The organism is Streptomyces sp. LS1784 (genome assembly GCF_020103755.1).
Taxonomy (GTDB): domain Bacteria; phylum Actinomycetota; class Actinomycetes; order Streptomycetales; family Streptomycetaceae; genus Kitasatospora.
Map to the genome: position 1 here is coordinate 1 of NZ_JAHSQD010000095.1, position 21,898 is coordinate 21,898.

General features: G+C 72.8%; 20 protein-coding genes. 10 read left to right on the forward strand and 10 right to left on the reverse strand.

Annotated elements, in window-relative coordinates; translation table 11 throughout:
• Positions 1-222: 222 nt before the first annotated feature.
• Together KS423_RS14140 and KS423_RS14145 are read right to left on the reverse strand one after the other, a co-directional pair.
• Positions 223-1,011, reverse strand: a complete 789-nt coding sequence (locus tag KS423_RS14140) for a leucyl/phenylalanyl-tRNA--protein transferase (RefSeq protein WP_224279034.1) — start codon at positions 1,009-1,011, stop codon at positions 223-225.
• Complete coding sequence (locus KS423_RS14145; RefSeq protein WP_224279036.1) at positions 1,008-4,328, reverse strand: amino acid adenylation domain-containing protein; 3,321 nt, start codon at positions 4,326-4,328, stop codon at positions 1,008-1,010. The genes KS423_RS14140 and KS423_RS14145 overlap by 4 nt, the downstream gene beginning before the upstream one ends.
• Positions 4,329-4,554: 226 nt before the next feature.
• On the opposite strand from KS423_RS14145, the gene KS423_RS14150 reads away from it, so the two are divergent.
• On the forward strand, positions 4,555-7,740 hold the full coding sequence (locus KS423_RS14150) for a bifunctional diguanylate cyclase/phosphodiesterase (protein WP_224279038.1): 3,186 nt from the start codon (positions 4,555-4,557) through the stop codon (positions 7,738-7,740).
• Positions 7,741-7,751: 11 nt separating this feature from the next.
• On the opposite strand, the gene KS423_RS14155 is transcribed toward KS423_RS14150, so the two are convergent.
• The gene (locus KS423_RS14155) at positions 7,752-7,985 is read right to left on the reverse strand and encodes a helix-turn-helix transcriptional regulator (RefSeq protein WP_224279039.1); all 234 of its coding nucleotides are present in this window, start codon (positions 7,983-7,985) and stop codon (positions 7,752-7,754) included.
• A 226-nt stretch (positions 7,986-8,211) separates the two neighbouring features.
• Positions 8,212-10,017: a CocE/NonD family hydrolase C-terminal non-catalytic domain-containing protein gene (locus KS423_RS14160; protein WP_224279040.1), complete on the reverse strand. Its 1,806-nt coding sequence runs from the start codon at positions 10,015-10,017 to the stop codon at positions 8,212-8,214.
• Positions 10,018-10,356: 339 nt separating this feature from the next.
• Between KS423_RS14160 and KS423_RS14165 the strand changes: the two genes are divergently transcribed.
• Both KS423_RS14165 and KS423_RS14170 read left to right on the forward strand, forming a co-directional pair.
• Positions 10,357-11,448, forward strand: coding sequence for a hypothetical protein (locus tag KS423_RS14165; protein ID WP_224279041.1), 1,092 nt, complete (start codon positions 10,357-10,359; stop codon positions 11,446-11,448).
• Positions 11,449-11,471: 23 nt separating this feature from the next.
• Positions 11,472-12,347: a DUF3592 domain-containing protein gene (locus KS423_RS14170; protein ID WP_224279042.1), complete on the forward strand. Its 876-nt coding sequence runs from the start codon at positions 11,472-11,474 to the stop codon at positions 12,345-12,347.
• Positions 12,348-12,515: 168 nt separating this feature from the next.
• Here KS423_RS14170 and KS423_RS14175 read toward each other — a convergent pair whose 3' ends face one another.
• Complete coding sequence (locus KS423_RS14175) at positions 12,516-13,301, reverse strand: FadR/GntR family transcriptional regulator (RefSeq protein WP_224279043.1); 786 nt, start codon at positions 13,299-13,301, stop codon at positions 12,516-12,518.
• A gap of 56 nt (positions 13,302-13,357) precedes the next feature.
• Here KS423_RS14175 and KS423_RS14180 point away from each other — a divergent pair, with 56 nt between their 5' ends.
• From KS423_RS14180 to KS423_RS14190, 3 genes are all read left to right on the forward strand, one after another.
• Positions 13,358-14,167: a gamma-glutamyl-gamma-aminobutyrate hydrolase family protein gene (locus KS423_RS14180; protein WP_224279044.1), complete on the forward strand. Its 810-nt coding sequence runs from the start codon at positions 13,358-13,360 to the stop codon at positions 14,165-14,167.
• Positions 14,164-15,636 carry an amino acid permease gene (locus tag KS423_RS14185; protein ID WP_224279046.1) on the forward strand — a complete coding sequence of 491 codons (1,473 nt, stop codon included), beginning with the start codon at positions 14,164-14,166 and terminating at the stop codon, positions 15,634-15,636. Before KS423_RS14180 ends, KS423_RS14185 begins: the two co-directional genes overlap by 4 nt.
• A 242-nt stretch (positions 15,637-15,878) precedes the next feature.
• Entirely contained in the window at positions 15,879-16,367 is a 489-nt protein-coding gene (locus tag KS423_RS14190) for a hypothetical protein (protein WP_224279047.1), read from the forward strand.
• Here KS423_RS14190 and KS423_RS14195 read toward each other — a convergent pair.
• Both KS423_RS14195 and KS423_RS14200 read right to left on the reverse strand, forming a co-directional pair.
• Entirely contained in the window at positions 16,327-16,902 is a 576-nt protein-coding gene (locus KS423_RS14195; RefSeq protein ID WP_224279049.1) for a GNAT family N-acetyltransferase, read from the reverse strand. The two genes, KS423_RS14190 and KS423_RS14195, sit on opposite strands and share 41 nt — an antisense overlap.
• Positions 16,903-16,995: 93 nt before the next feature.
• Positions 16,996-17,379, reverse strand: a complete 384-nt coding sequence (locus KS423_RS14200) for a VOC family protein (protein WP_224279051.1) — start codon at positions 17,377-17,379, stop codon at positions 16,996-16,998.
• A 179-nt stretch (positions 17,380-17,558) separates the two neighbouring features.
• Here KS423_RS14200 and KS423_RS14205 point away from each other — a divergent pair, with 179 nt between their 5' ends.
• The 3 genes from KS423_RS14205 (at position 17,559) to KS423_RS14215 (ending at position 19,218) form a co-directional block, all read left to right on the forward strand.
• Positions 17,559-17,900 carry an Ig-like domain-containing protein gene (locus KS423_RS14205; RefSeq protein WP_224279052.1) on the forward strand — a complete coding sequence of 114 codons (342 nt, stop codon included), beginning with the start codon at positions 17,559-17,561 and terminating at the stop codon, positions 17,898-17,900.
• A gap of 127 nt (positions 17,901-18,027) precedes the next feature.
• Complete coding sequence (locus tag KS423_RS14210) at positions 18,028-18,522, forward strand: hypothetical protein (protein ID WP_224279054.1); 495 nt, start codon at positions 18,028-18,030, stop codon at positions 18,520-18,522.
• 33 nt (positions 18,523-18,555) lie between these two features.
• Positions 18,556-19,218: a ferredoxin gene (locus KS423_RS14215; RefSeq protein ID WP_224279056.1), complete on the forward strand. Its 663-nt coding sequence runs from the start codon at positions 18,556-18,558 to the stop codon at positions 19,216-19,218.
• Between the two features lie 109 nt (positions 19,219-19,327).
• On the opposite strand, the gene KS423_RS14220 is transcribed toward KS423_RS14215, so the two are convergent.
• Together KS423_RS14220 and KS423_RS14225 are read right to left on the reverse strand one after the other, a co-directional pair.
• The gene (locus KS423_RS14220) at positions 19,328-19,669 is read right to left on the reverse strand and encodes a hypothetical protein (protein WP_224279058.1); all 342 of its coding nucleotides are present in this window, start codon (positions 19,667-19,669) and stop codon (positions 19,328-19,330) included.
• A gap of 169 nt (positions 19,670-19,838) precedes the next feature.
• A complete protein-coding gene (locus KS423_RS14225; protein WP_224279060.1) occupies positions 19,839-20,105 on the reverse strand; it encodes a hypothetical protein in 267 nt (88 codons plus the stop codon).
• 185 nt (positions 20,106-20,290) lie between these two features.
• Here KS423_RS14225 and KS423_RS14230 point away from each other — a divergent pair, with 185 nt between their 5' ends.
• Complete coding sequence (locus KS423_RS14230; RefSeq protein ID WP_224279062.1) at positions 20,291-21,244, forward strand: phosphatidylinositol-specific phospholipase C; 954 nt, start codon at positions 20,291-20,293, stop codon at positions 21,242-21,244.
• Positions 21,245-21,292: 48 nt separating this feature from the next.
• On the opposite strand, the gene KS423_RS14235 is transcribed toward KS423_RS14230, so the two are convergent.
• Positions 21,293-21,562 carry a hypothetical protein gene (locus KS423_RS14235; protein ID WP_224279064.1) on the reverse strand — a complete coding sequence of 90 codons (270 nt, stop codon included), beginning with the start codon at positions 21,560-21,562 and terminating at the stop codon, positions 21,293-21,295.
• Positions 21,563-21,898: the final 336 nt, after the last annotated feature.

The following is a 21,898-nucleotide window of genomic DNA, read 5'->3' on the forward strand; positions in this document are numbered from 1 at the left end:
GGCCGGGTCGGCGACGGTGGCGGCGGCCGGTGCGGCACCGGGCTGGGAGGTACCGGGGCCGGTCGGCCCGCACGCGGCGGCCCCGGCGAGGACGAGGGTGAGGACGGCGGGGCCGGCGGCCCTGCCTAGGGAACTTTTGAACACGCCACGTCATGTTACTGACGAGGAATAAGTTTGTCGAAGACGGGCAAAAAAGGCCGCCCAGGCAGGTTTAACCGCAGGTCAGCCCGGATGCCCCAGCCGCTCCGCCGGCAGCGGCGCCCCGTCCGGCGCTCCGACCCCACCCCCGCTCCCTCCCCCGCCGGACAGTTCCGCGAGGTACCGCGAGCGCGCCATCGGCTCGGCCCCCAGGCTCCGCACGTGCGGCCCGTCCCACTGGGCGTCGAGCAGCCGCCCGCCCGCCGCACCGAACCGCGCCCCGAGGTCGGCGACGGCGACCCGGGCGGCGTCCGGGCGGCGGTGGAACATCGAGTCCAGGCTCAGCACCGGCCCGACCCCGACCCCGAACACCCCACCGATCAGCTCCTCCCCCTCCCACACCTCTCCGCTGTGCGCCGCCCCCAGCTCGTGCAGCCGCATCAGTGCCGCCGCCAACTCCTCCGTGAGCCAGACGGGTTGACGCCCCTCGGCGCACGCCGCCAGCACCCGCCCGAAGGCCCGGTCGGCGCTCGTCCACCAGGAGGACCGGTTGCGCAGCCGCCGCGCCAGCCGGCTCCCGAGCCGTACGCCGTCCGGCGCGATCACCGGCCGCGGGTCGGGCGACCACCAGGCCAGCGCGTACGGGTCCGCCCCGCCGGGCAGCAGCGCCACCTCGCCCGCCTCGACGGCTTCGCCGTACAGCGCCTCGTTGTACGCGCTCGCGTACACGTCCGCGGCCGGCAGCGGGAACAGTCCGTGCCGGTACGCCGCCAGCAACTCCTCGGCTCCGAGCGTGCCACCGAAGGCCACCGGGCCGTCACCGTGGCCGAGTCGTACGTCCAGCGCCCCGAGGGCGGCGGCGATGGAGCTCACGACGGCGCCGCCCGCAGGAAGCCCTCCCGCTCCATCCTTGTCAGGTAGTGGTCGATCAACTCTGCACCCACCGCCGGAAGTTCGATACCGCTCCCGGCCAGTGCCGCGTCCGCGTTCGCCCGCTCGAACAGCGGGAACGTCGGCCGGAAGTACATCTCGCTGATCGACAGCGCCGTCCCCGGCGCGCGGTCCACGAACAGCGGGACGAACGGCGCGATCGGGTGCGTCGGGTTCCCGGCCGCGAACCGGACCAGCCGCTGCACCCATTCCCCGTACGGCAGTCGGGCGATCCGGTGGCCGCGAACCCGCAGCCGCTCGGCGAGGTCGGCGAGGACGCCCGGCCGTGGGGAGGTGAGGTGGTAGACCTCGCCGGCGGCGGGTGCGTGGGCGGCGATGTGGGCGGTGGCGCGGGCGAAGCGGTCGGCGGGGACGAAGTCGAGCAGCAGCTGCACGTCCGGGCAGGTCCCGCTGTCGGCCAGGTAGGCGATCAGCGCGCACAGTTCGGTGCGAGTGTTCATCATCCCGTCCGCCAGGTCCCCGGTGACGTCGTTGGTGCGCAGCACGGTGACGGGCAGTCCGGCGGCGGCCGCGTTGTGCAGCAGCTGCTCGGCGACCCACTTGCTCTCGACGTAGCCGACGCCGAGCCGCTCCGGGTGGGCGAGCGGGGTCCGCTCGGTGACCTTCGCGACACCGGCCGCACCGAAGCCGGCCAGCACGGCGAGGGTGGAGAGGTAGTGCACGGGGACGCCCCGGCTGTGTCCGGCGAGCCGGACGACCTCCCGGGTGCCGCCGACGTTGACCTGCCGCAGCTGGTGGTACGGGTAGAGGAAGTTGACCTGCCCGGCCAGGTGGTGGATCGCGTCCAGGTGCCCGGCCAGCCAGTCGAACCGGCGGTCCGTCAGGCCGAGCCGCGGCCGGGTGAGGTCGCCGACCAGCGGCACCATCCGCCGGTCGGCGAGGTCGCGCCGCAGGAAGCGCTGCTGCGCCGCCCGCAGCCGTTCCAGCGCGTGCTCCTCGTCGGGCGCGCGGACCAGGCAGTGGATGCGCGCCCGGGTGGTGGCGAGCAGCGCGTGCAGCAGGTGGGCGCCGCAGAAGCCGGTGGCGCCGGTGAGCAGGATCTCGGCGGGGTCGACACGGGAGGGCGCCGGGCTCCAGGACTGCCGGAGGTCCTCGGTGAACCGGGCCTCCGCGGACCAGTCGACGGCGGCATCCCGTACGGCGCCCGCGGGGCCCTCCGTCCGCGCCGCCCGCAACGCCCCCGCGAAGGCGAGCAGGACGGGCTCGCGCAGCAGCGCCCGGGTGAGCGTCCGCACCTGCCCGACGTCGATGCCGAACACGATCCGCGCCCGCGCCAGTATCTCCATCGCGAGCAGCGAGGTGCCGCCGAGCGCGAAGAAGTCGCCGTCCGGGCCGATGTGTTCGACGCCGAGCAGCTCCGCCCACAGCTGCCCGACGGCCTCCTCCACCGTTCCCGCACCGGAGGCCTCGGGCGCGGGCGGCACCGGTGCCGGGGGACGCACCGGGGCCTGCGGCAGCCGCTGGCGGTCGATCTTCCCCGCCGCCGTGAGCGGCATCTCCTCCAGCGGCACGAACACGGCCGGCACCAGGTACTCCGGCAGCCGCTCGGCCAGGAACGCCCGGATCCCCTGTGCCCCGCCGGCCGCCCCGGAGGCGAGCGTGTAGTACGCGGTGAGCGTTCGGCTGCCGTCCGCCGCCTCACCGGCGGCCGCGACCCGGGCCTGCCGGACCTCCGGGTGGGCTGCCAGGACGGCTTCGATCTCGGCCGGGTCCACCCGGTGCCCGCGCACCTTCACCTGGTCGTCGACCCGCCCGAGGATCTCCAGCTGCCCGTCCGCCCGCCACCGCCCGGCGTCGCCGGTGCGGTACATCCGCTCGCCGGGCAGCGGCGCGTACGGGTCGGGCAGGAAGGACTCGGCGGTGAGCCCGGCCTGCCGCCAGTAGCCCCGGGCGAGGCCGGGCCCGCCGAGGTGGATCTGCCCCTTCTCCCCGGGCCGGACGGGACGCAGTCGGGCGTCGAGCACGTACGCCCGGACCCCGGGCAGCGGCCGTCCGATCGGCACGGGCGCGGTGAAGGTGCCCGCTCCCCCGCCGAACAGTTCCGCCGTGACCTCGCAGAGCGTCGAGGTGACGGCCGCCTCGGTGACCCCGTACGCGTTGAGCAGCCGCGCACCGGGCAGCCGCTCCAGGCAGTGTCGGAAGTCGTCGGCGTGCCCGGCGTCCCCGCCCACCAGCACCATCCGCAGGCCCTGCGGGCCGGGTCCGCCGGGCGGGAGCAGGTCGAGCAGGTGGTGCCAGTAGTCGGGGGTGAGGTCGGCGACGGCCAGGCCCAGCCCGGGCAGCCGGCCGGCCAGCTCGGTGGGCGCCCAGGTGCCGCCCGTGTCCCCGCCGCCGCCCAGCACCACCGTCGCGCCCGCGAGCAGCGGGCCGAGCACCTGTTCCAGCGCGGTGTCGGAGCCCAGCGCGGCCAGTTGCAGGACGCGTTCTCCCGGGCGCAGCCGGTAGGCGTGGACGATCCGGTCGAGGGTGAACAGCAGCGCGCGGTGGGTGACCGGTACGCCCTTGGGACGCCCGGTCGTGCCGGAGGTGTAGATCAGGTAGGCGAGGTCGTCCGGGACGGCGCCGTCGTCGCCCGGGGACTCCCCGCCCCCGCCGTCGCCCGGGAACTCCCCGCTCCCGCCGCCCTCCGGCCCGAGCACGGACACCCGGGACACCCCGGGGAACCCGTCACCGTCCGCGACCACCACCCGTGCCCCGCAGTCCTCGACCAGCCGGGCCAGGCGCCGCGGCGGGTGCGCCGGGTCCAGTGGCAGGAAGGCCCCGCCCGCCTTGAGCACGGCCAGCCAGGCGGTCACCAGCCCCGGCCCGCGTTCCAGGCAGACCGGCACCACCTGCTCCGGGCCGGTCCCGCGCGCCCGCAGTGCGGCGGCCAACCGGGTGCTGCGCAGGTCGAGTTCGCGGTAGCTCAGCGTGGCGTCGTCGGCGACGACGGCGATCGCCTGCGGGTCGTGCGCCGCCCGCGCGCGGAACAGTCCGTGCACCGTGTCCGCGAATCCGGCCGCCGCCCGCCGTACGGGGGTTGCGCCGGGGAAGCCGAGCCCGGCCGGGTGCCACGCGTGTTCCACCCAGTCCCGGCAGTCGGCCTGCCCGGCCGGCCCGTGGACCTGCCACCAGCCGGCCGGGACGGGTAAGCCCCAGGGCCAGATCGCGTACTGACCGTTGTCGTTGCGGACCACGGCGTGACGTCCGGAGCTCGCATCCGTTCGTACGCCCCGTGCGCTGTCTGCTGCGTCGTCCACCGGCTTGACCTCGTGCTGTGGCGGCAGAATGCTTGGGAGTGCGACATTTCCGACTATACGCACTCATGCCTCGTCGAGGACGTCCGGTCCCGCCGGACGCCCCACTGCTGCGCGCAAGCGCTCGTCCGCCCCACCCGGGTCGGCCCCGCACGGGCTCGCCCGCCCAGCCCTCGCCCGAACTCCCCTGCCCGACGGGCGGGGTGATGTCGCGGAGGAGGTAGCCTCGTTGACTCGCCGGCGCCGACGCCTGATGGTCTGTTATCTGCTCTGGATGGTGCTGTTCACCGGCATCTACTACGCGGATCCGAGCCAGCGGATCATCTGGTGGACGGGCATCGGCCTCGGCGGCGTCGCCGCCATCGTGGTCGGCGTCCGTCTCAACCGGCCCGCGCACGCGCGGTTCTGGTACGTGCTGGCGCTCGCCAACCTCAGTTTCACCGCGGGCGAGGCGGTGCAGGCCGTCCAGCTGGACATCCTGCACCTGCCCAACCCCTTCCCGTCCGTCGCGGACGCCTTCTACCTCGCCGAGTACGTGTTGTACGCGGTCGGCGTGCTGGGCTTCATCCGCTGGCGCACGGCCCGTCAGGACCGCGCCGGGCTGCTCGACGCGCTCATCCTCACCATCGGGCTGGCCCTGCTCGCCTGGATCTACCTGATCCTCCCGTACGCCCGGGACCCGGACCTCAGCTGGTTCCAGAAGGCCGTCTCGATCGCCTACCCGCTCGGCGACGTGGTCGTGCTCGCCCTGCTGCTGCGCCTGCTGACCCCACGCGGCGCCGGCTCCCGCTCGCTGCGGGTGCTCGCCGTGGGCTCGCTCGGCATCCTGGTCTCCGACGTGCTGTACGGGCTGATCCAACTGCACGGCACCTGGCGCATCGGCACGTCCGTCGAACTCGGCTGGGCCGCGTTCTACACCGCCTGGGGCGCGGCGGCGCTGCACCCGTCGATGGTCGAGCTGACCCGGCCGGTGCCCACCCAGCAGCCGGACCTGAGCACCGCCCGGCTGGTGCTGCTCACCCTCGCCTCGCTGATCGCCCCGGCGATCCTGATCATCGAGTCACTGGCCGGCAACACCAGCAACGCGGGCGTGATCGGCGCCTTCTCCGCGCTGCTCTACCTGCTGGTGCTGGCCCGGCTGGCGGTGGTCGTCTCCGACCGCAGACAGGCCGTCGCCCGCGAACGGGCGCTGCGCGAGGCGGGCGCCCGGCTGACCGCGGCCGTGGCGGTGGAGGAGGTCGCGGACGCCGTCCAGGCCGCCGCCTCCGCCCTGATGCCGGCCGAGCCCGGGCACCTCGCCCTGCTCGCGGTGACCGAGGACGGGGTGCTGCACGTCCGGCACGCCGGGAGCGGCACCGCCCGACCCCGGCCGGGGGTCGCCGCGCCGTCCGACCAGGTGCTCGACCTCGCCGCCGTGCGGGAGACCCTGCTGCTACCCGTGGCGGCCCTGGGCCTGACGGCCGCCGACCCGTCGGGTGCCGCACGGTCCGGCGGCGACCGCCGCCCCCGTCCCGGTGGCATGCCGTACGCCCTGGTCTGCCCGCTCACGCTCGCTGAGCGGCCCTCCGGCGACCCGCTGATCGGCGCGCTCATCGTCATCGGCACCGAGCAGGAGCTGACCAGCCTCTGGAGCTCGCTGGAGATCCTCGCCGCCCAGGCGGCCCTCGCCGTCGAGCGGGTGGAGCTGAGCCGGGAGGTCACCCGCCGCAACAGCGAGCTGTACTTCCGAACCCTGGTGCAGAACGCCAGCGACGTCATCCTGATCATCGACGCCGACGACGGCGTGCGCTACGCCTCGCCGTCCGCCGAGACGGTGCTCGGCCACCCGAACCTGGCCGGCACCCTGCTGACCGACCTGGTCCCGCCCGAGGACAGCCGGGAGGTCGGCAGGGCACTGGCACGGATGCGCGAGGCGCCCGAGCAGTCCCGGGGCGAGCAGCCGCGCGAGCACTGGCGGCTGCTGTGCCAGGACCGCACCCCGATCGAGGCCGAGGTCCGCTTCAACGACCTGCGCGCGGACCCGACCGTCGGCGCCCTGGTGCTCACCCTGCGCGACGTGACCGAGCAGCGGCAGATGGAGCGCGAGCTGACCCACCGGGCCTTCCACGACTCGCTGACCGGCCTGGCCAACCGGGTGCTGTTCCAGGACCGGGTCGGGCACGCGCTCTCCCGGAGCGAGCGCAGCGGGGCCGTCACCGGGGTGCTCTTCATCGACCTGGACGATTTCAAGGTGGTCAACGACACCCAGGGCCACGCGGTCGGCGACGAGCTGCTGGTAGCCGTCTCGCTGCGGATCTCCACCGCGCTGCGCGCCTCGGACACCGCCGCCCGGCTCGGCGGCGACGAGTTCGCCGTCCTGGTGGAGGACGCGCGGTGGCCCGCCGACGTGGACACCATCGCGGCCGGGGTGCTGGCCGTGTTCGCCGAACCGTTCAAGCTGAAGGCGGGCGCGGTCCGGGTGAGCGCCAGCATCGGCGTGGCGACCACCGAGGACAGCGTGGACGCGGCCGAGCTGCTGACCCACGCCGACCTCGCGCTCTACTCCGCGAAGGCCGCCGGCCGCCGCCAGTGGTGCCACTACCGGCCGGCCCTCCAGACCGGGATGGTGGAGCGGCACGAGCTGAACGAACACCTCGACTCGGCGATCGCGGAATCGGCCTTCCAGCTGTACTACCAGCCGATCGTCGACCTGCGCTCGGGCGATCTGGTCGCCTTCGAGGCACTGGTCCGCTGGCCGCACGACCGGCGCGGGATGGTGCTGCCCGACGAGTTCATCGCCCTCGCCGAGGAGAGCGGCCAGATCGTCCCGCTCGGCGCCTGGGTCCTGGAGCGCGCCGCCCAGGAGGCCGCGGCCTGGCACGCCGCGAGCTCGGCGGTCCGTACGGCTGCCGGCCGGCCGCCGCTGCGGGTCAACGTCAACGTCTCCGCCCGCCAGTTCCGCGACGCCGGCTTCGTGGACGTGGTCCGCCAGGCCCTGGCCGGCTCCGGCATCGACCCGCACACCCTCGTCCTGGAGCTCACCGAGTCGGTGCTGATGCGCCGCGACGACCGCATCCACGCCGACATGGCCACCCTGTCCGGCCTCGGCGTGGGCATCGCCATCGACGACTTCGGGACCGGGTACTCCTCGCTGTCCTACCTGCGCGAGTTCCCGATCTCCCTGCTCAAGATCGACAAGTCCTTCATCGACGGCCTCGGCCACTCGCCCCAGCAGTACGCCCTCGTCGAGGGCATCGCCCGGATCGCCGACACCCTCGGCGTCCAGGTCATCGCCGAGGGCATCGAGCACCCCGAACAGCGCGACCTGCTCGCCGCCATGGGCTGCCCGCTCGGCCAGGGCTACCTCTTCGCCCACCCCATGGACTCCCCCACGGCCCGCGCCCTGGTCCGCAGCACCTCCTACGAGCCCGCCTGAGCGGCCGCTCGTCACTCCTTCCGCAAGGCGCGCGACAGCACCGCGAGCAGCGCCAGCGTGGGCACCGCGTGCCCCGCCTCGACGGCCCGGACGTCGGCCTCCGGGAGCCCGGCGCGGGCGGCGAGTGCGGGGAGGGTGAGGCCGAGGGCGGCACGTCGGGCGCGGACGGCGCGGGCCAGGGCGTCGGCGGGGTCGCCGTCCGGGTGGGCGGGGAAGTCCTCGATCAGGGGGCGCGCCAGATCCACCGGATTCTCCTCATCGGCCTGCGGGGCGCACAGTCTGACATGTCGTCAGTACGGGTGGGACCCAAGCGGAGGTCAAGGTTCCTTGACCTCCGCTTGGGGCTTCCGCCTGCCGCCGCCGCACGCCCAGGAGTTCGCGCGAGCCGGACCGACCAGCCCCGGGAAGCGCTGGTCGAGTCCCCGTGGCACGGCGTGGCCGCGCGGCTGCTGCCGCGGTCGCCCCGCCGGATCAGCCGAGCGGCAGCTCCAGCCGGGACTCGCTCCCGCTCGGCGAGCCGATGGTGGCAGTGCCGTTCACCTCGGCGAAGGAGTACAGCTCGTCACGGCTGTTGACGACCAGCGTCAGCCGGTGACCGACCGGCACGTCGTAGGCGGTGGGCTGGAGCTTCCAGCTGACGGTCGCGTCCACGCCCGGGGTCAGGTCGAGCGCGGTGTACGGCTCGTGCGCGATGATCCGCGCCGTGCCGTCCGGGGCGACGTCGAACAGGTAGGCCACCAGGGTGGCGGCCTCCCCGCTGCTGCGCACCGTCAGCCGGACCTCCGCGGCACCGCGGATGCGGCGGGCCACCTCGCCCTGCCCGGTCAGCGGGTCGGTCGACCAGACCAGCAGGTTGTCCCGCTCGAACTCGGCCAGGACGTACCTCCGGGGGTTGCCCGTCCACTCCTTCTGGCCCGTCCCCATGACCTCGTCCACCGCGGTGGCCTTGGTCAGCTCGCCGACGGCGAAGCTCCGCGTCCAGTCGGCCGCCGCCTTGTCGGCCAGCGCGCCGTCACCGTCGCCGTTGGTCCCCGTCAGGTACCAGTTCTCGCGGCTGGTGGTGACGTCCGCCCACGCGGCGTACTCCTCCCGGCGGGCGGCCTCGGTGATCCGGTTGCCGCCGCCCAGCACCGGCTTGGTCTTGTAGGTGAACATGACCTGGCTCTTCACCTGCTTCCGGCTCGGGACGTCGTTGTCGACGCCGAGCAGGTGGTGGTCCAGGAAGTCGTAGGCCTCCTGGACCGGCTCCCGCAGGCCGGGGAACGGCAGGTGGGTCAGCAGGCCGGACAGGCCGGCGCCCTCGGGCGCGCCGTGGTCGCCGATCCACAGGTTCAGGTGCTTCGGCACGTCGAGCCGGTTGAACACGTCGACCACCGAGGCGGCCGGGAAGAGCGTCTCGTGCCAGGTGTTGGAGACGAAGGTCGGGATGCCGCGCGCGTTCGTCTCCTTCAGGTAGGTCTCCGGGGAGCGCTTGTTGCCCCAGGCGATCACGTCGTCGAGGTCGCGGTTCTCGTCGAACTTGTCGAGGATGTCCCGGGTTTCCTCGTCGAACTTCTCCTCCTTCGGACCGCCGGTGAAGCCGACCAGCAGCTCGACGGCCTTCACGTGCCGGGTGTTGTTGGCGTAGAGACTGGTGGCCAGGTTGCCCCAGGTGCTCAGCGCGACCACCGCGGCGACCCGCTTCCTGCGGTCGTGCGCGGCGACCAGCTGGCTGATCCCGGAGCCGTAGGACTCGCCGAGGAAGCCGACCCGGCTCGGGCTGAAGCGCTCCTGCGCGTAGGTGATCACGTCCGACCCGTCGGACCAGTCCTTGGGTCCGGCGACGTCGACGTGCCCCTCGGAGGTGGAGATCCAGTTCGGGTAGCCCAGGCCGCGGGGGGTGTAGGCCAGCACGTGGTAACCGCGCAGCGCCAGCTTGAAGTAGGCGTAGACGAAGGGCAGCCAGCCGACCGGGCTCCAGCCGGCGGGCACGATCACGACCGGGCGCGGCTCGTCGCCCGCCAGCTTGATGGCGAACGCCGACAGCCGGGTGCCGTCCTCCACCGTGATCGTGGTGGCGTCGATGTCGGCGATCTGCCGCACCTTGGCCACCAACTCGGCAAGCTCCGGCGGAAGCTGGACGGTCTTGACGCCCTGGGCGGCCGCCAGCAGGCCGTTGCCGAGGTCGATGACGGCCTGGTTGACGGTGGCGCCGGGGCCCCAGAGGCCGTTGTCGGCGATGCCGGCCAGCGTTGTCTCGGTGATCGCCGGGATCGGCTCTCCATTGAAGCTGGTCATGCGAACCACCCTTTCCGTGACGGATACTGACCGCATCATGGTCCGAAGCGACCGGACCTTAACTGATGGATCGTCAGATTCGCTCGGATAGGTGGTTCACGGGCATCCTCCCCTGCCGACCGCCGATCCGTGGTATTCGCCGCGGCGGGCGAGCGGGCCGACGGGGAAAGCAGGGGCGCACAGGAGCCTCGCTCCGCCGCGAAGTCAGGCGCAGGGCACGGTGGTCGGACGGGCGGCACACGGGTTGGCGCGACGGCGCCCGGCGTTTCGCCGGGGCGGCGCAAACGTGTTGGCTCCGCAGCCTGTCGGCCGTCGGCCCCGCCCGGCACAATCACCGGTATGACGATCACCACCGGTGCGCCGCCCCGGCGCAACACGCCGATCGCCCTCGCCCGCGGCTTCCTGACGGGTGGCGTGATCGGAGGATCGCTCGCCGCGATGGTCGTCGGCGTCGTCATCGAGAAGGTGCCGCTGCTCATCGCCGGCCTGGGCATTCCCATCGTCTACGGCCTGCTGCTCCTCCTCGCCGGCTGGCCACGGCGGGCGAGGGAGGCAGCCGTCGTCCCGCGTACGGCGCTCGCGACGGTCGAGAGCCTGAACGTCCCCGAGGGTGAGGTGACCGACCGGTCGGTGCGGTTCGACCTCACCGTCGTGCCGGACGACGGGCCCGCGTTCCGGGTGGAGTTCACGCAGGACATCAACGTCGCCGACCTCCCCGACTACCGGCCGCGCGGTGTCCTGGTGGTCCGGTACCCGCCGGACCGGCCGTGGCTGGTGAGGATCGTGAAGCGACCGACTCCGGAGTGGGAGGAGCGGGCGGCCGGGGCGCGGCTCGACTCGGTGCCCGGGCCGGTCAGGGTGAGCGCACCTCCCGAGGCCCGTGGCGTCGGTTTCGTCGGACTCCTCGGCTTCCTGCTCGGCGCGGCGGCCGTCGTCCTCCTGTTCCGCGTGGACCTGTTCGAGCGGGAAGCTGCCGACCCGCCGTCCTCGTCCGCGACGCCTTCGGTCTCCTCGTCGTGGTCGAGCAGGGTGGTGTCGGCGGGGTCCGGCACCGTTGTGCTCGGCCCCGGCCGGTCGTTCCTCGACGACGGTGAACTGCCGAGAGCCGTCGACTCCCTGACGATGGAGAGGGACTCACGCCAAGCGATCGCCGTGGTCGTGCAGGAGAACCTGCTGTCGGTCGTGTTCTCCCCGACCGGCGCGAAGACCCCGGACTTCGATCCGCTGTCGCTGCCCTACGAGCGGTTCCCCGCCCTGGTCGAGGAAGCCAGGACCACCCTCGGCGCCCACGCCCCGCAGACCTGGCAGCTCACCGCCGACCGTCTCGCCGGTGCCCTCACCATCAGGATCAGCGTGACCGGACCCGAGGGCAACGCCGTGCTGGAGGCCGACGAACAGGGCCGGGTGCTGCGGCGCACCTCGGTGCACTGAACCACGGACAGGAGCGGGCGCACATGAACTGGCACGGAATTCTGGCGCTGTGGTGCGGGGTGTTCGGCCTCGTGGCGCTGGTCGGGTACGGGCGGTCGCTGGCCGGCGTGACCCGGGCGCAGCGGACAGTGCGGGTGACGGGGCGGATCGAACGGGTTCGGGAGCCCCGGAACGGGAGCTCCCAGAAGGACGGGATAGCGGTGGTCGTCCGCTTCCGGGACCCTTCCACCGGCGAGGAGTTCGTCGTCACGAACGACAGCGAGACCGGCGACCGGATCACCACGGCCTGGGTGGGCCGGGAGGTCGGAGTCCGCTACCCGCCCGGCAGACCGCACGCCTTCCGGTTCGCCAACGACCTCCAGGCAGGCCGGCGGGGGCTCGGCTGGCCGAACTCCGCGGTGTTCCTGATCTACGTCGGGCTGGTGGTCGTCGCCTCGATCGACTGGGGCTGGCCATGGGCCCTGGTCGCGGTCTGCGGGCCGCTCGCCGTCCTCACCGCCTTCCACCTGCCCGGGGAGAGGCAACGCACGAGAGGCCGTCTGGACACGCTGGCCGCCACGGCACCCGTGCCGGGGCGCGTCATCGCCGTCCTCAAGACCGTCGAGACCGACGCGGACGGCGACCTCCGGACCAGCCGGACGCCCGTCGTCGCCTTCACCACCCACGAAGGCGCGGCCGTCACCGCCTACTATCCCTCGGGCCTGCCCGACGCCGGTGTTCTGTGCGGGAGGGAGGTCACGGTCCACTACTCCCCCGCCGACCCGGCCGACTTCACGCCGGACCTCCCGGCCGAACTCCGGTCCGGGCAGGGGGATCTCGGCTGTGCGGTCGTGGGCCTCGTCGTCACGGGGGCGGCGGCGGTCGCGGGAGTGGTCCTGCTCCTGTCCTCGGCGGGTTGACGACACGCCAACGGCCCGCCGCCGTCGGGGCGGTGGGCCGTTGGGGGGGGAGGTCCGGCCGGTCCTCCCGCTCGCCAACCGCAGGACGACTCCCCGAGTCAGGACATCCCGGCAGGCCGGGCGACGGGGCGGGGTCGAGCGTCGAGCCGGGAGGCGCATGCGGGATGTTCAGTGGCGGGCGGCCGCCGAGCGGCTGCGTTCCGGAGGCGTGACGGGCCGGGCGGGACCGGGCGGCTGCTGGACGAAGGGGAGGCACAGGTCGGCCGTGGCCTCGGCGTGGACCGTGAACTGCTCGCGGGCCTGCGCCGGGTCGCGGGCCTCGATCGCCGCGGCGAGGGCGCGGTGCCGCTGGTCGGGCATGCTCCGGGCCTCCGGGCCGCCGGGGTGGCCGGCCAGCAGTCGGGTCAGTTCGTGCTGGATGCCCTGTTCGGCTTCCAGCAGCCTTCTGGAGCCGGAGAGTTCGGCGATGTGGAGGTGGAGTCCGGCGTCCGCCGTGCGGTACGCCTCCGGGTCGGCGACCGCCGCGTCGGCGGCGGACTCGAGTTCGCGCAGCCTGGCCAGTCCCGCCTCCGAGGCCCTGCGGGCAGCCCGGGCGGAGGCTTCCCCGGACACCGCGATCCGCCAGGCCGTCAACTCCTCGATGTCGGCCTGGGTGTACGGGTGGAGGGCCGTCAGCTCGCCGATCCGGGAGAGGACGTCGGGGACGACGTAGGTACCGGCCCCATGGCCGCGCCGGGTCTCGATCAGGCCGTCCTCCCGCAGCACCGCCATCGAGTGGCGGATGGTCATCACGGCGACCCCGAACAGCTCGGCAAGGCTCTTCTCGGGGAGCAGGCGGTCGCCGCCGACGAGGATCCGCGCGCCGATCAGCTCGCCGAGCCGACGCGCGATGGCCTCCGCGGCCCCGGCCGAACGTACCGGCGAGATGTGTTGCGTCCACCCCTTGTCATCCATGAAATCTATCTTCTAGATTTCGCATCTCATCCGCAAGCTGTGATCGCAGGAGAACCATGAGCCTCACCGAGCACCCGGCACCCCTCATCGGGATACCCGTACGCCTCAGCGATGCCGGCGCGCCGGGCGCCGACCATCGCATCGGCGAGGCGAACCGCATCTTCGACGACGTCGTCGCACTGGTCCGGGCGGCCGGCGCCGAGCCCGTCCTGGTGCGGCCGCACTCCGACGAGGACGCGCTGGACGCGCAACTCGCCCACTGCCGCGGCTTCGTGGTGCCCGGCGGAGGGGACGTCGACCCGGCCCTGTACGGAGCCGATCCGGCCCACCCGGCGCTGTACGACGTCAACCCCGCACAGGACCGGCTCGACGCGGCCGTCATCCGGTACTCCCTGGCGCACCGGCGGCCGCTGCTCGGCATCTGCCGCGGCATGCAGCTGCTCAACATCATCCGCGGGGGGACCCTCCACCTCGACCTGCCGGAGGCCTCCGTCGCGCACGACGCGGCGCCCGGTGACGAGTGGGCCGTCCACGAGGTCGCACTGTCGGCCGACAGCACGCTGGCCGAGGTGTTCCGACGCGACCGGATGCCGGTGGCCTCCGGTCACCACCAGGCGGTTGACCGGGTGGGCGACGGACTGCGGGTGTCGGCCCGCGCCGACGACGGATGCGTGGAAGCCGTCGAGGCGTTCGCCGACCCCCAGGCCCCCGCCTCCGCGGCCCGGACCGCCGGTGCCCCGGCCTGGACCGTCGGCGTCCAGTGGCACCCCGAGGCCTTCGTACCCGACCCCGAGCTGCGGCTGCCGCTCTTCCGCACGCTGCTGACCCAGGTGCACGCCCAGCGGAGAGCGGAGCCGCGGTCGTGAACGACACAGACGGAAGAGTGGGGAACAGCATGCCGCACGACAGCGACAGAGGCGGCCGAACGGTGGTGGTCGGGGACCGTGCGGCGGGCGACCCGACCGCCACGGGCGGCGGGGCCCAGCTGGCCCAGAGCCTCCTCAGCCGCCACATGACCATGATCAGCATCGGTGGCGCGGTGGGAGCCGGGCTCTTCGTCGGCTCCGGAGTGAGCATCCAGCAGGCGGGCCCGGGCGTCCTGATCGCCTACGCCCTCACGGCCGCCATCGTCGTGCTCGTCATGCGGATGCTCGCCGAGATGTCCGTGACCCGCCCCGACACCGGCGCCTTCGCCGTGTACGGCCGGCTGGCCTTCGGCCGCTGGGCGGGGTTCACCAGCGGCTGGATCTACTGGGTCGGCTGGCCCCTGGGGCTGTGCATCGACGCCATCGCGGCCGCACGGATCGTGAACGGCTGGCTCCCGGCACTCCCGGTCTGGCTGGTCGCCCTGGTGCTGGTCGGCGTGGTGACCGCGGTCAACCTCGGCTCCGTGCGCGCCTACGGCGAGATGGAATTCTGGGTCGTGTGGGTCAAGGTCGCGGTGATCGCGCTGTTCATCGCCGTCGGCATCGTCGCGGTCGCCGGCCTGCTGCCGGGTACGCCCGCGCCCGGCACCGGGAACCTGCTGGACCGCGGAGGCTTCCTCCCCATGGGATTCAGCGGCGTCGTCATCGCCACCTCGGGTGCGATGTTCTCCTTCTCCGGCACCGAGATCGTGACCATCGCCGCCGGCGAGGCCCAGGACGCCGCCGCCGCGATCCGCAAGAGCACCCGGACCATCCTGTGGCGGGTCACCGTCTTCTACCTCGGCTCGCTGGCCGTGGTCGTCCTGCTCCTGCCCTGGGACAGCGCCGCCGTGGGCCAGAGCCCGTTCGCCGCCACCCTCAGCCACCTCGGTCTGCACAACGCGTCCACCGTGCTGAACGTCGTGCTGTTCGCGGCGATGCTCTCCACGATGAACTCCCAGGTCTACGCCAGCTCCCGGATGCTGTTCGCCCTGGCCCGGGACCGCGACGCCCCGTCCGTCTTCGCCCGCGTCTCCCGGCGCGGGGCGCCGCACACGGCCATCCTGTTCACCGCCTCGATCGCGGCGCTCTGCCTGCTCCTCCAGGTCTTCCACCCCACGACCGCTTTCAGCCGGCTCGTCGACGTCACCGGAGACACCGTCTACGTCACCTGGATCGGCATCGCCGCGGCCCACCTGGTACTCGGCCGTCGCGACCGCGCCGAAGGGCGCCGCCCCGTCCCCGGCACCGGCGTCTGGCTCTTCCCGGTGCTCACCTGGGTGACGCTGATCGCGCTCCTCGCGCTGTACGCGGTGATGATCGCCCTCCAGGAATCGCGAACCGATGCCGTGCTGGCGCTGGCACTCACCGTGGCCGTGGCCCTGGTCGGTCTGTGGCTGCAACGGAGGCATCCGACACCGTCGAACTGAACGACCGCCGGCCTGAAGGTCACCGGCCGTCCAGGCCCTGGACCACGGGGAGTGGGAAGTCGGCCGGTCCGACGTCCCACTCCCCCGCGCGAGGGACGGATCGCCCTGGAACCGGCCCCGGGAAGGACGACCCGGCTCTCCGGGCCGAGCACTGTGGAACCACTCGGCAGCACCCGCCGCCGGGCGAGGACACAGGAGGGGACAAGGTGCACGCACCGACACCGGCGACAGCACGAAGGACCGTGGCACTGGGCATCGCCGCCACCCTCCCGTACATCGCCGTCAAGACCTACTGGGCAGCGGGCGGCAGGGCCGGCCTTGCCGACGGGTTCGACGTGGCAGGCGAGTTCACCCGCAACGGCGCGCCCGACGCACTGGTGTGGCTCGAACAGCACGGTATCGACTTCACCGCCGTCCTCGCGCTGACCGGACTGGCCCTGGCCTGCGCACTCGTCCGGCCATGGGGGCGGCGCCTCCCCCGGCGGCCGCTGCTCGTCCTGGCCTGCACAGGAACCGTACTGGTCCCCTACGGCCTCCTGACCGCGCTGCTCGCCCTCACCGGGGACGGCGACAGCGCGGGAACACCGATCACCGGGTGGATCGCGCCGGCCGGAGTCGGCGCCTTCCTCGGGATCGGGACGGCCCTGGGCGTCGGGGCCTGGTCGCACCTGCACCCGGAGCACCGGCGGACTACCGGTGCTCGCGCCACCGGGCCCAGTCCTCGCGGGTGACGGCGTACTCCACATCGCCGTGCTCGGCCCCCTCGACCGGGTCGGGCCACTCCTCGAAGAACGTGCGGACCAGGGACAGTCCGGCCTTCTCCATGACCCGCCGCGAGGCGGTGTTGACCGTCATCGTGGTGGCCACGACCCGGTCCGCCCCCAGCTGCGTGAACGCGTGCCCGACCAGCGCCCGCGCGCCTTCGGTGGCGTGGCCCCGGCCCCAGGCGGACGGCAGGATCCGGTAGCCCGGCTCCGTACCGCCGTCCAGGCCGACGCTGCTCGCGGGCCGCAGCGAGAACCAGCCCAGGAACGCTGCGGACGACTTCTCCACCGCGGCGAAACAGCCCTGGCCGTCCGGGAGTTCGTCGTACTCGCGGAGGATGCGCGGGAGCTGCTGCCGCTCGACGACGTCCCTGGGCACCGGGCGGCCGTCGTCGATGTACCGCATGACGTCGGGGTGGCCGTGCAGGGCGGCCAGGGCGTCGGCGTCCGCTCCGGTGAAGCGCCGGAGCGTCATCCGCCCGGTTTCCAGGTAGGTGTCCACAGCGCCGATTCGAGCAGGGCGCCCGGCCTGCGGCAAACGGTTTCCGGTCGCTCCCGGAACCGGCCGGGACGGCGCGCCTCTGCTGCGCGGGCGTCAGGAGTGCGCGGCGGCCCGGTCGGAGTCACTGCGCAGCACGCAGAACTCGTTGCCCTCGGGATCGGCGAGGACGGCCCAGCCCGAACCGTCGGGGTTCCGGTGGTCGCCGACGAAGGTGGCACCGAGGCCGAGCAGCCGCTCGACCTCCTGGTCGCGCGAGGTCTCGGGCCGCAGGCACAGGTGGACCCGGTTCTTGACCGTCTTGGCCTCGGGCACCTGGTTGAAGTACAGCACCGGGCCCTCCGCCGGCAGCACCTGGGTCTCCCGGTCGCCCGGCCGGCAGTCGGGATCCAGCGGGCGGCCGGTCACCCCGCTCCAGAACCGGGCCAGCTCATAGGCATCCGCACAGTCGATCGCCACGTTCTGCAACACCGAGACCATGCGCGCGAGTCTCCCCGATCCCCGCGCCGACCGCCACCGAACGTGCGCCGGGTCCTCGCACACCCCCTGCAGAGGAGGCCGGCGGGCACCCCGGCCTGCGGAAATACGGTCCGGATGCATGCGCTCACGGACGTGCCTACGGTGGAAGCAGTAGCCCAGAGCATCCGGGAGGTCACGCCATGAGTTCCGAGAAGAAGCCGGTCCAGCTCAAGGCACGCACGGTAGGCGGCCACGTGATAGCGAACGCGCCGATCAGCGGCGACTTCGAGGCGACGCTGACCGACAAGGACGGCAAGCCGGTCGTGGGGCGGCAGATCACCTTCTACAGCACCGCGAGCGGCCAACGGGTCGGCTCCGCGACCACCGACCAGAGCGGGATCGCCAAGCTGAACTCCGGCTCCAAGATCCTCGACCCGGTCATCGTCGCCAGCACCCTGGCCACAGGCTGTGAGGCACGGTTCGAGGGCGACGACGAGTACCAGGCGGCTTCCGCCCACGCCGGCACCGCGGTCGGCGTGTAGTCGACGCCATCGGCTGATCGACACCCGAGGAGTGGGAAGTCGGCCCGGCCGACTTCCCACTCCGTCTGCCGCCTCCCGCCTCGGCCCCACGCCGAGGTCACGGCGCACGGCCTGGTTGGATACGGGGGTGAACAGCGGAAGCCACCAGGAGTCGGGTCTCTCGAAAAGCGTCTGGAGCGACGCCGACTTCGAGGAGATGGGCTGGCACGACGCCACCGTCCACGGCCTGTACGTGCAGCAGACCGACGACTTCCTGCCGAGGCTGCTCCTCGACCTCGACTACATCGTCGCCTGGGTCGCCCCGGTCCGGCCCGCGAAGAGCTTCTCCTTCTGGGTCGCCCCCGCGACGCTCGTCTTCGACGAGGTCTGGGACGTCGAGGGCGGCCTCGGCTTCAAGGGCATGACACCGGAGCTGGAGATCTCCGACGTGCACCGGTCGGCACCGGAGGACGACCACCAGGACTCGCCGCACTGGCACATCGAGGGCCACTCCTTCGACCTGAGGTTCCGCGCGGCCGGCTTCCGCCAGTACGTCCGCGAGGCCCCGCGGCTGACGTCGGCCCCGGTCCTGTCCGACGCCGAGCGCGGCGGCTGCCGCTTCACCGAGGTCGGCTTCGGCTGAGCCGGCCCGGTGTCACGGCCTAGGCTGGGCCGCATGGGAAGGACGCAGGCAGGCGGGGCGGGCGGCCGGTGGGCCCGGTTGCTGCACCGGGGACGGGGGCTCTCGCACGAGGCGGAGTTGCGGCAGGCCGCCGCCCGGATGCGCGGGCGACTCCTCCTCCACCCGGTGGAGGGGCCATGGCAGGAGCCGGCGTACTGGGATCCGCTGCCGACCGCCCGGGAGATCACCGACTCGGTCGGGGACGGCCGTTGGGCGGACCGCAGTCGGCTGAACGTTCCGGGGCCGTTCTACGCCGGCGAGACCGACAGCGGGCTGAACGGCCCGTACTACCTCCCCGAGCACGTGCTCTCCGGCGACGAGCACTGCGAGTTCGTCCACCGTCAGCCCGCCGACCCGCGTGAGGTGGCCGCCCTGGTGGAGATCGCCCACGGCGAGCCGCTGGGCGGCTACGCCTGGGACGGCGACCGGCACTGGACCCCGCAGGCGGTGCGCGACTGGTGGTCACGCCGCGACGAGGTGCGGGCCTGGATCGCCGGCGAACTGGAACTGGGCGACGACAGCCGGAACGAACCGGAGGCGCTGCGGCAGTACGCCGCCTACCTGGACGACGGGCTGGAGGCCTACCTGCGCGGCTACCTGTTCTGGCTCATCGAGCGCCGCGAGCCGCACACCGGCGAGCCCCTGCCGGAGCTCTGACCTGACGCCGCATGCACGGGAGTGGGAAGTCGGCCCGGCCGACTTCCCACTCCGCCGGCTGTCGCAGCCCCCGTCTCAGCGCTGAATCACCGAGGCGAGCCGTGACACGTCAGAGGCTGTCTCCGTTGTCGGAATCCGGGCTGCTGTCCGAGATGAGTTGCGCCAACCGGTGACAGTGCTGCCCGATACGCAGGTTGCCCTCATCGGTGATCTCGGGGAGAAGCCGCTCAAGATCGCGGAGGACCACTCTGACGGTGTCCAGATGCCGTGCACCGAAGGAAGCACAGCAGTACAACCAGGTGTGTATGCAGCCCCCGAGCCTGCCGTCGACCATCGTCACAAGGTCGACACCTGCCGGCTCGGCCAGGTTGACCCGTGAGGTCCTGTACTCGCCCCTGGATTCCTGCCACAAGCGGGACACCTCGGCCTCTGGCTCATCAGTCACAGGCATGGCGCTCATTGTCGTGCAGCCGTTGCCGGCATGTCATCCGGATCCCTGGTGTCTTCGGCGGCGGATCGGAGCGCCGGCGATGCCGACGAAGGCGAGGAGGCGTTCGGCCTTGCGCTCGCACGGAATCAGGAAGTCCGTGGGCCGTCCGGCGGGCCCTCCGCCCAGAGCATCAGAGCCGGTGCAGCGCCGCCTCGCAGAGCCGGCACCGCTGCTGCTCCAGCTCGGGCGGGTACCACGGCTCGCCCGGCCGGGTGGGGCGGTAGTGGGCGTGCTCCATCGGAGCGGTGTCCAGTCCGCAGAAGGTGCGCGCCTGTGGGTCCTCCGGGACGTCCGGGTCCTGGCCGGCGGCGTGCACCGCGACCACGCCCGGCCCGACGCCCTCGGGGCCGAGGGCCTGGTCCGGGGCCAGTTCGAAGAGGACGACGATCGCAGCCACGGTCCCACCGTGGCGGGCGGCGGCCGTCCGCGCATTTCGATCTTCACCCCACGGGGGCCATCCGGCCCCGGATTGTCGCGCCGTGAACCTGTCAAAGCAGTGCCCGCGTGCTCCAAGATGACAGCGCACGCCTCGAACGACCGACCGCACCGACCCGACCCGACCGGACCCCGAGGAGCCGCACCATGGGCATCGCACGCCGTGAACTTCTCAAGTGGGGCGCGGGATTGGGCGCCGCCGCCGTCGCAGGCCCCGCCCTGCCGGGCAGCGCCTCGGCCGCCTCCGGCGCCACCACCCCGCGTGGCCTGCCGACGGACAGCTGGATGAGCCGCCTGAGCGGCGACCTCTCCCTGCTCGACCTCACCATCCCCGGCACCCACGACTCCTGCTGCGAGAACCCCGCCTACGGCACCGAGTGGTCGCACACCCAGAACTGGGGAATCCCCCAGCAGCTGAACGAGGGCGTCCGCTTCCTCGACATCCGCTGCAACGGCCTCCAGGGCGCTCCCGACGAACTCGGGATCTACCACTCCGACAACTACCAGCACATCCGCCTCCAGGACGTGCTCGACCAGTGCCGGTCCTTCCTCCGCTCACACCCCGGCGAGACCGTCCTGATGCGCCTGCGCAACGAACGCGCCGGCGGCCAGTCACTCGACGACACCGAGTTCATGCGGCGGGTCAACCACTACCTCGACGCGCTGGGCTACCGCGACCTGTTCCACTTCTACGGCTGGCCGACCCTCGCCACCGCCCGCGGGAAGGTCGTCCTGATCGCCGACTTCGCCAACCCCTGGGGCCTGATCGGCTGGTCCAGCGGCGAGAACGGCTACTTCGACACCCAGGACCTCTGGCAGACCGGCGGCCTCGACCCCCTCGGGACGAAGGGCCAGCGCATCGTCGCCCAGTTCGACAAGGCCTTCCTCAACCCGTCCTACCCGAAGATGTTCGTCAACTTCCTCTCGTACGCGGGTGGTTACTGGCCCAAGACCAGCTCGCAGTCCCTGATGGACCGCACGGTCTACCCCTACCTGAACGCCCGCACCCAGCAGCGCGCCCGGTTCGGCATCGTGCCGATGGACTTCCCGGACTTCCACGTCAACGTGCTGCAGATGCTGGTCGACAAGAACTTCGTCTAGCAGGGCGGACGGCGGCCCCTCGCACGCCGAGGGGCCGCCGCCCGGACGTCACCGCCCGGAACGGCCCGAGGCGAGCACGCTCCCCCGGCAGTAGAGGCCCGCCGCCACCTCGACGACCAGCACGACCATGCCGAGCCAGGTGGCGATCCGGAAAGCCCCCCAGGTGACGAACACGACCACGGCGACCATCGCCACCGCCAGGACCACGAACATCAGCGTGATCACCACGCCGCCCAGCAACCGTTTGCCCCGGCCCGCCGGACCCGCCTTCCGCAGCGCATCGTCCGCGCTGTACCCCTGCCCGTCGTCCCCGCTCATGCGCCCCTCCTCCCGGACTCTCCCCAGCCTAACCAGCGGAGCCTCGGACGTGGACCCCGCCCGACCCTCTTCCGCATCGGCCCGGGGATGTAAACCCGTGGGCCAATACGAGGTGACGGATGATCAATCGACGGGCTGATGCTGCCCGCCCGGCCCGCGTGACAGCGTTCCGCGCATGGACACCACGCCGATGCACAGCACGCCGACGAACAGCCCCTCGACGGACGCCACGCCGACCGCACGCCGCACCGGACCGACCCGCCGCCGCATGCTGGGCACCGCGCTCGCCCTGGGCGCCGTCGCGCCGCTGGGCCTCGCCCGCACCGCCTCGGCCTC

What these genes read in the sequence shown, in the direction of transcription:
- KS423_RS14160 (WP_224279040.1), bottom strand. Translation starts at nt 10,017, where the DNA reads ATGACCAGCTTCAATGGAGAGCCGATCCCGGCGATCACCGAGACAACG.
- KS423_RS14165 (WP_224279041.1), top strand. Translation starts at nt 10,357, where the DNA reads ATGACGATCACCACCGGTGCGCCGCCCCGGCGCAACACGCCGATCGCC.
- KS423_RS14170 (WP_224279042.1), top strand. Translation starts at nt 11,472, where the DNA reads ATGAACTGGCACGGAATTCTGGCGCTGTGGTGCGGGGTGTTCGGCCTC.
- KS423_RS14175 (WP_224279043.1), bottom strand. Translation starts at nt 13,301, where the DNA reads ATGGATGACAAGGGGTGGACGCAACACATCTCGCCGGTACGTTCGGCC.
- KS423_RS14180 (WP_224279044.1), top strand. Translation starts at nt 13,358, where the DNA reads ATGAGCCTCACCGAGCACCCGGCACCCCTCATCGGGATACCCGTACGC.
- KS423_RS14200 (WP_224279051.1), bottom strand. Translation starts at nt 17,379, where the DNA reads ATGGTCTCGGTGTTGCAGAACGTGGCGATCGACTGTGCGGATGCCTAT.
- KS423_RS14205 (WP_224279052.1), top strand. Translation starts at nt 17,559, where the DNA reads ATGAGTTCCGAGAAGAAGCCGGTCCAGCTCAAGGCACGCACGGTAGGC.
- KS423_RS14215 (WP_224279056.1), top strand. Translation starts at nt 18,556, where the DNA reads ATGGGAAGGACGCAGGCAGGCGGGGCGGGCGGCCGGTGGGCCCGGTTG.
- KS423_RS14220 (WP_224279058.1), bottom strand. Translation starts at nt 19,669, where the DNA reads ATGCCTGTGACTGATGAGCCAGAGGCCGAGGTGTCCCGCTTGTGGCAG.
- KS423_RS14230 (WP_224279062.1), top strand. Translation starts at nt 20,291, where the DNA reads ATGGGCATCGCACGCCGTGAACTTCTCAAGTGGGGCGCGGGATTGGGC.
- KS423_RS14235 (WP_224279064.1), bottom strand. Translation starts at nt 21,562, where the DNA reads ATGAGCGGGGACGACGGGCAGGGGTACAGCGCGGACGATGCGCTGCGG.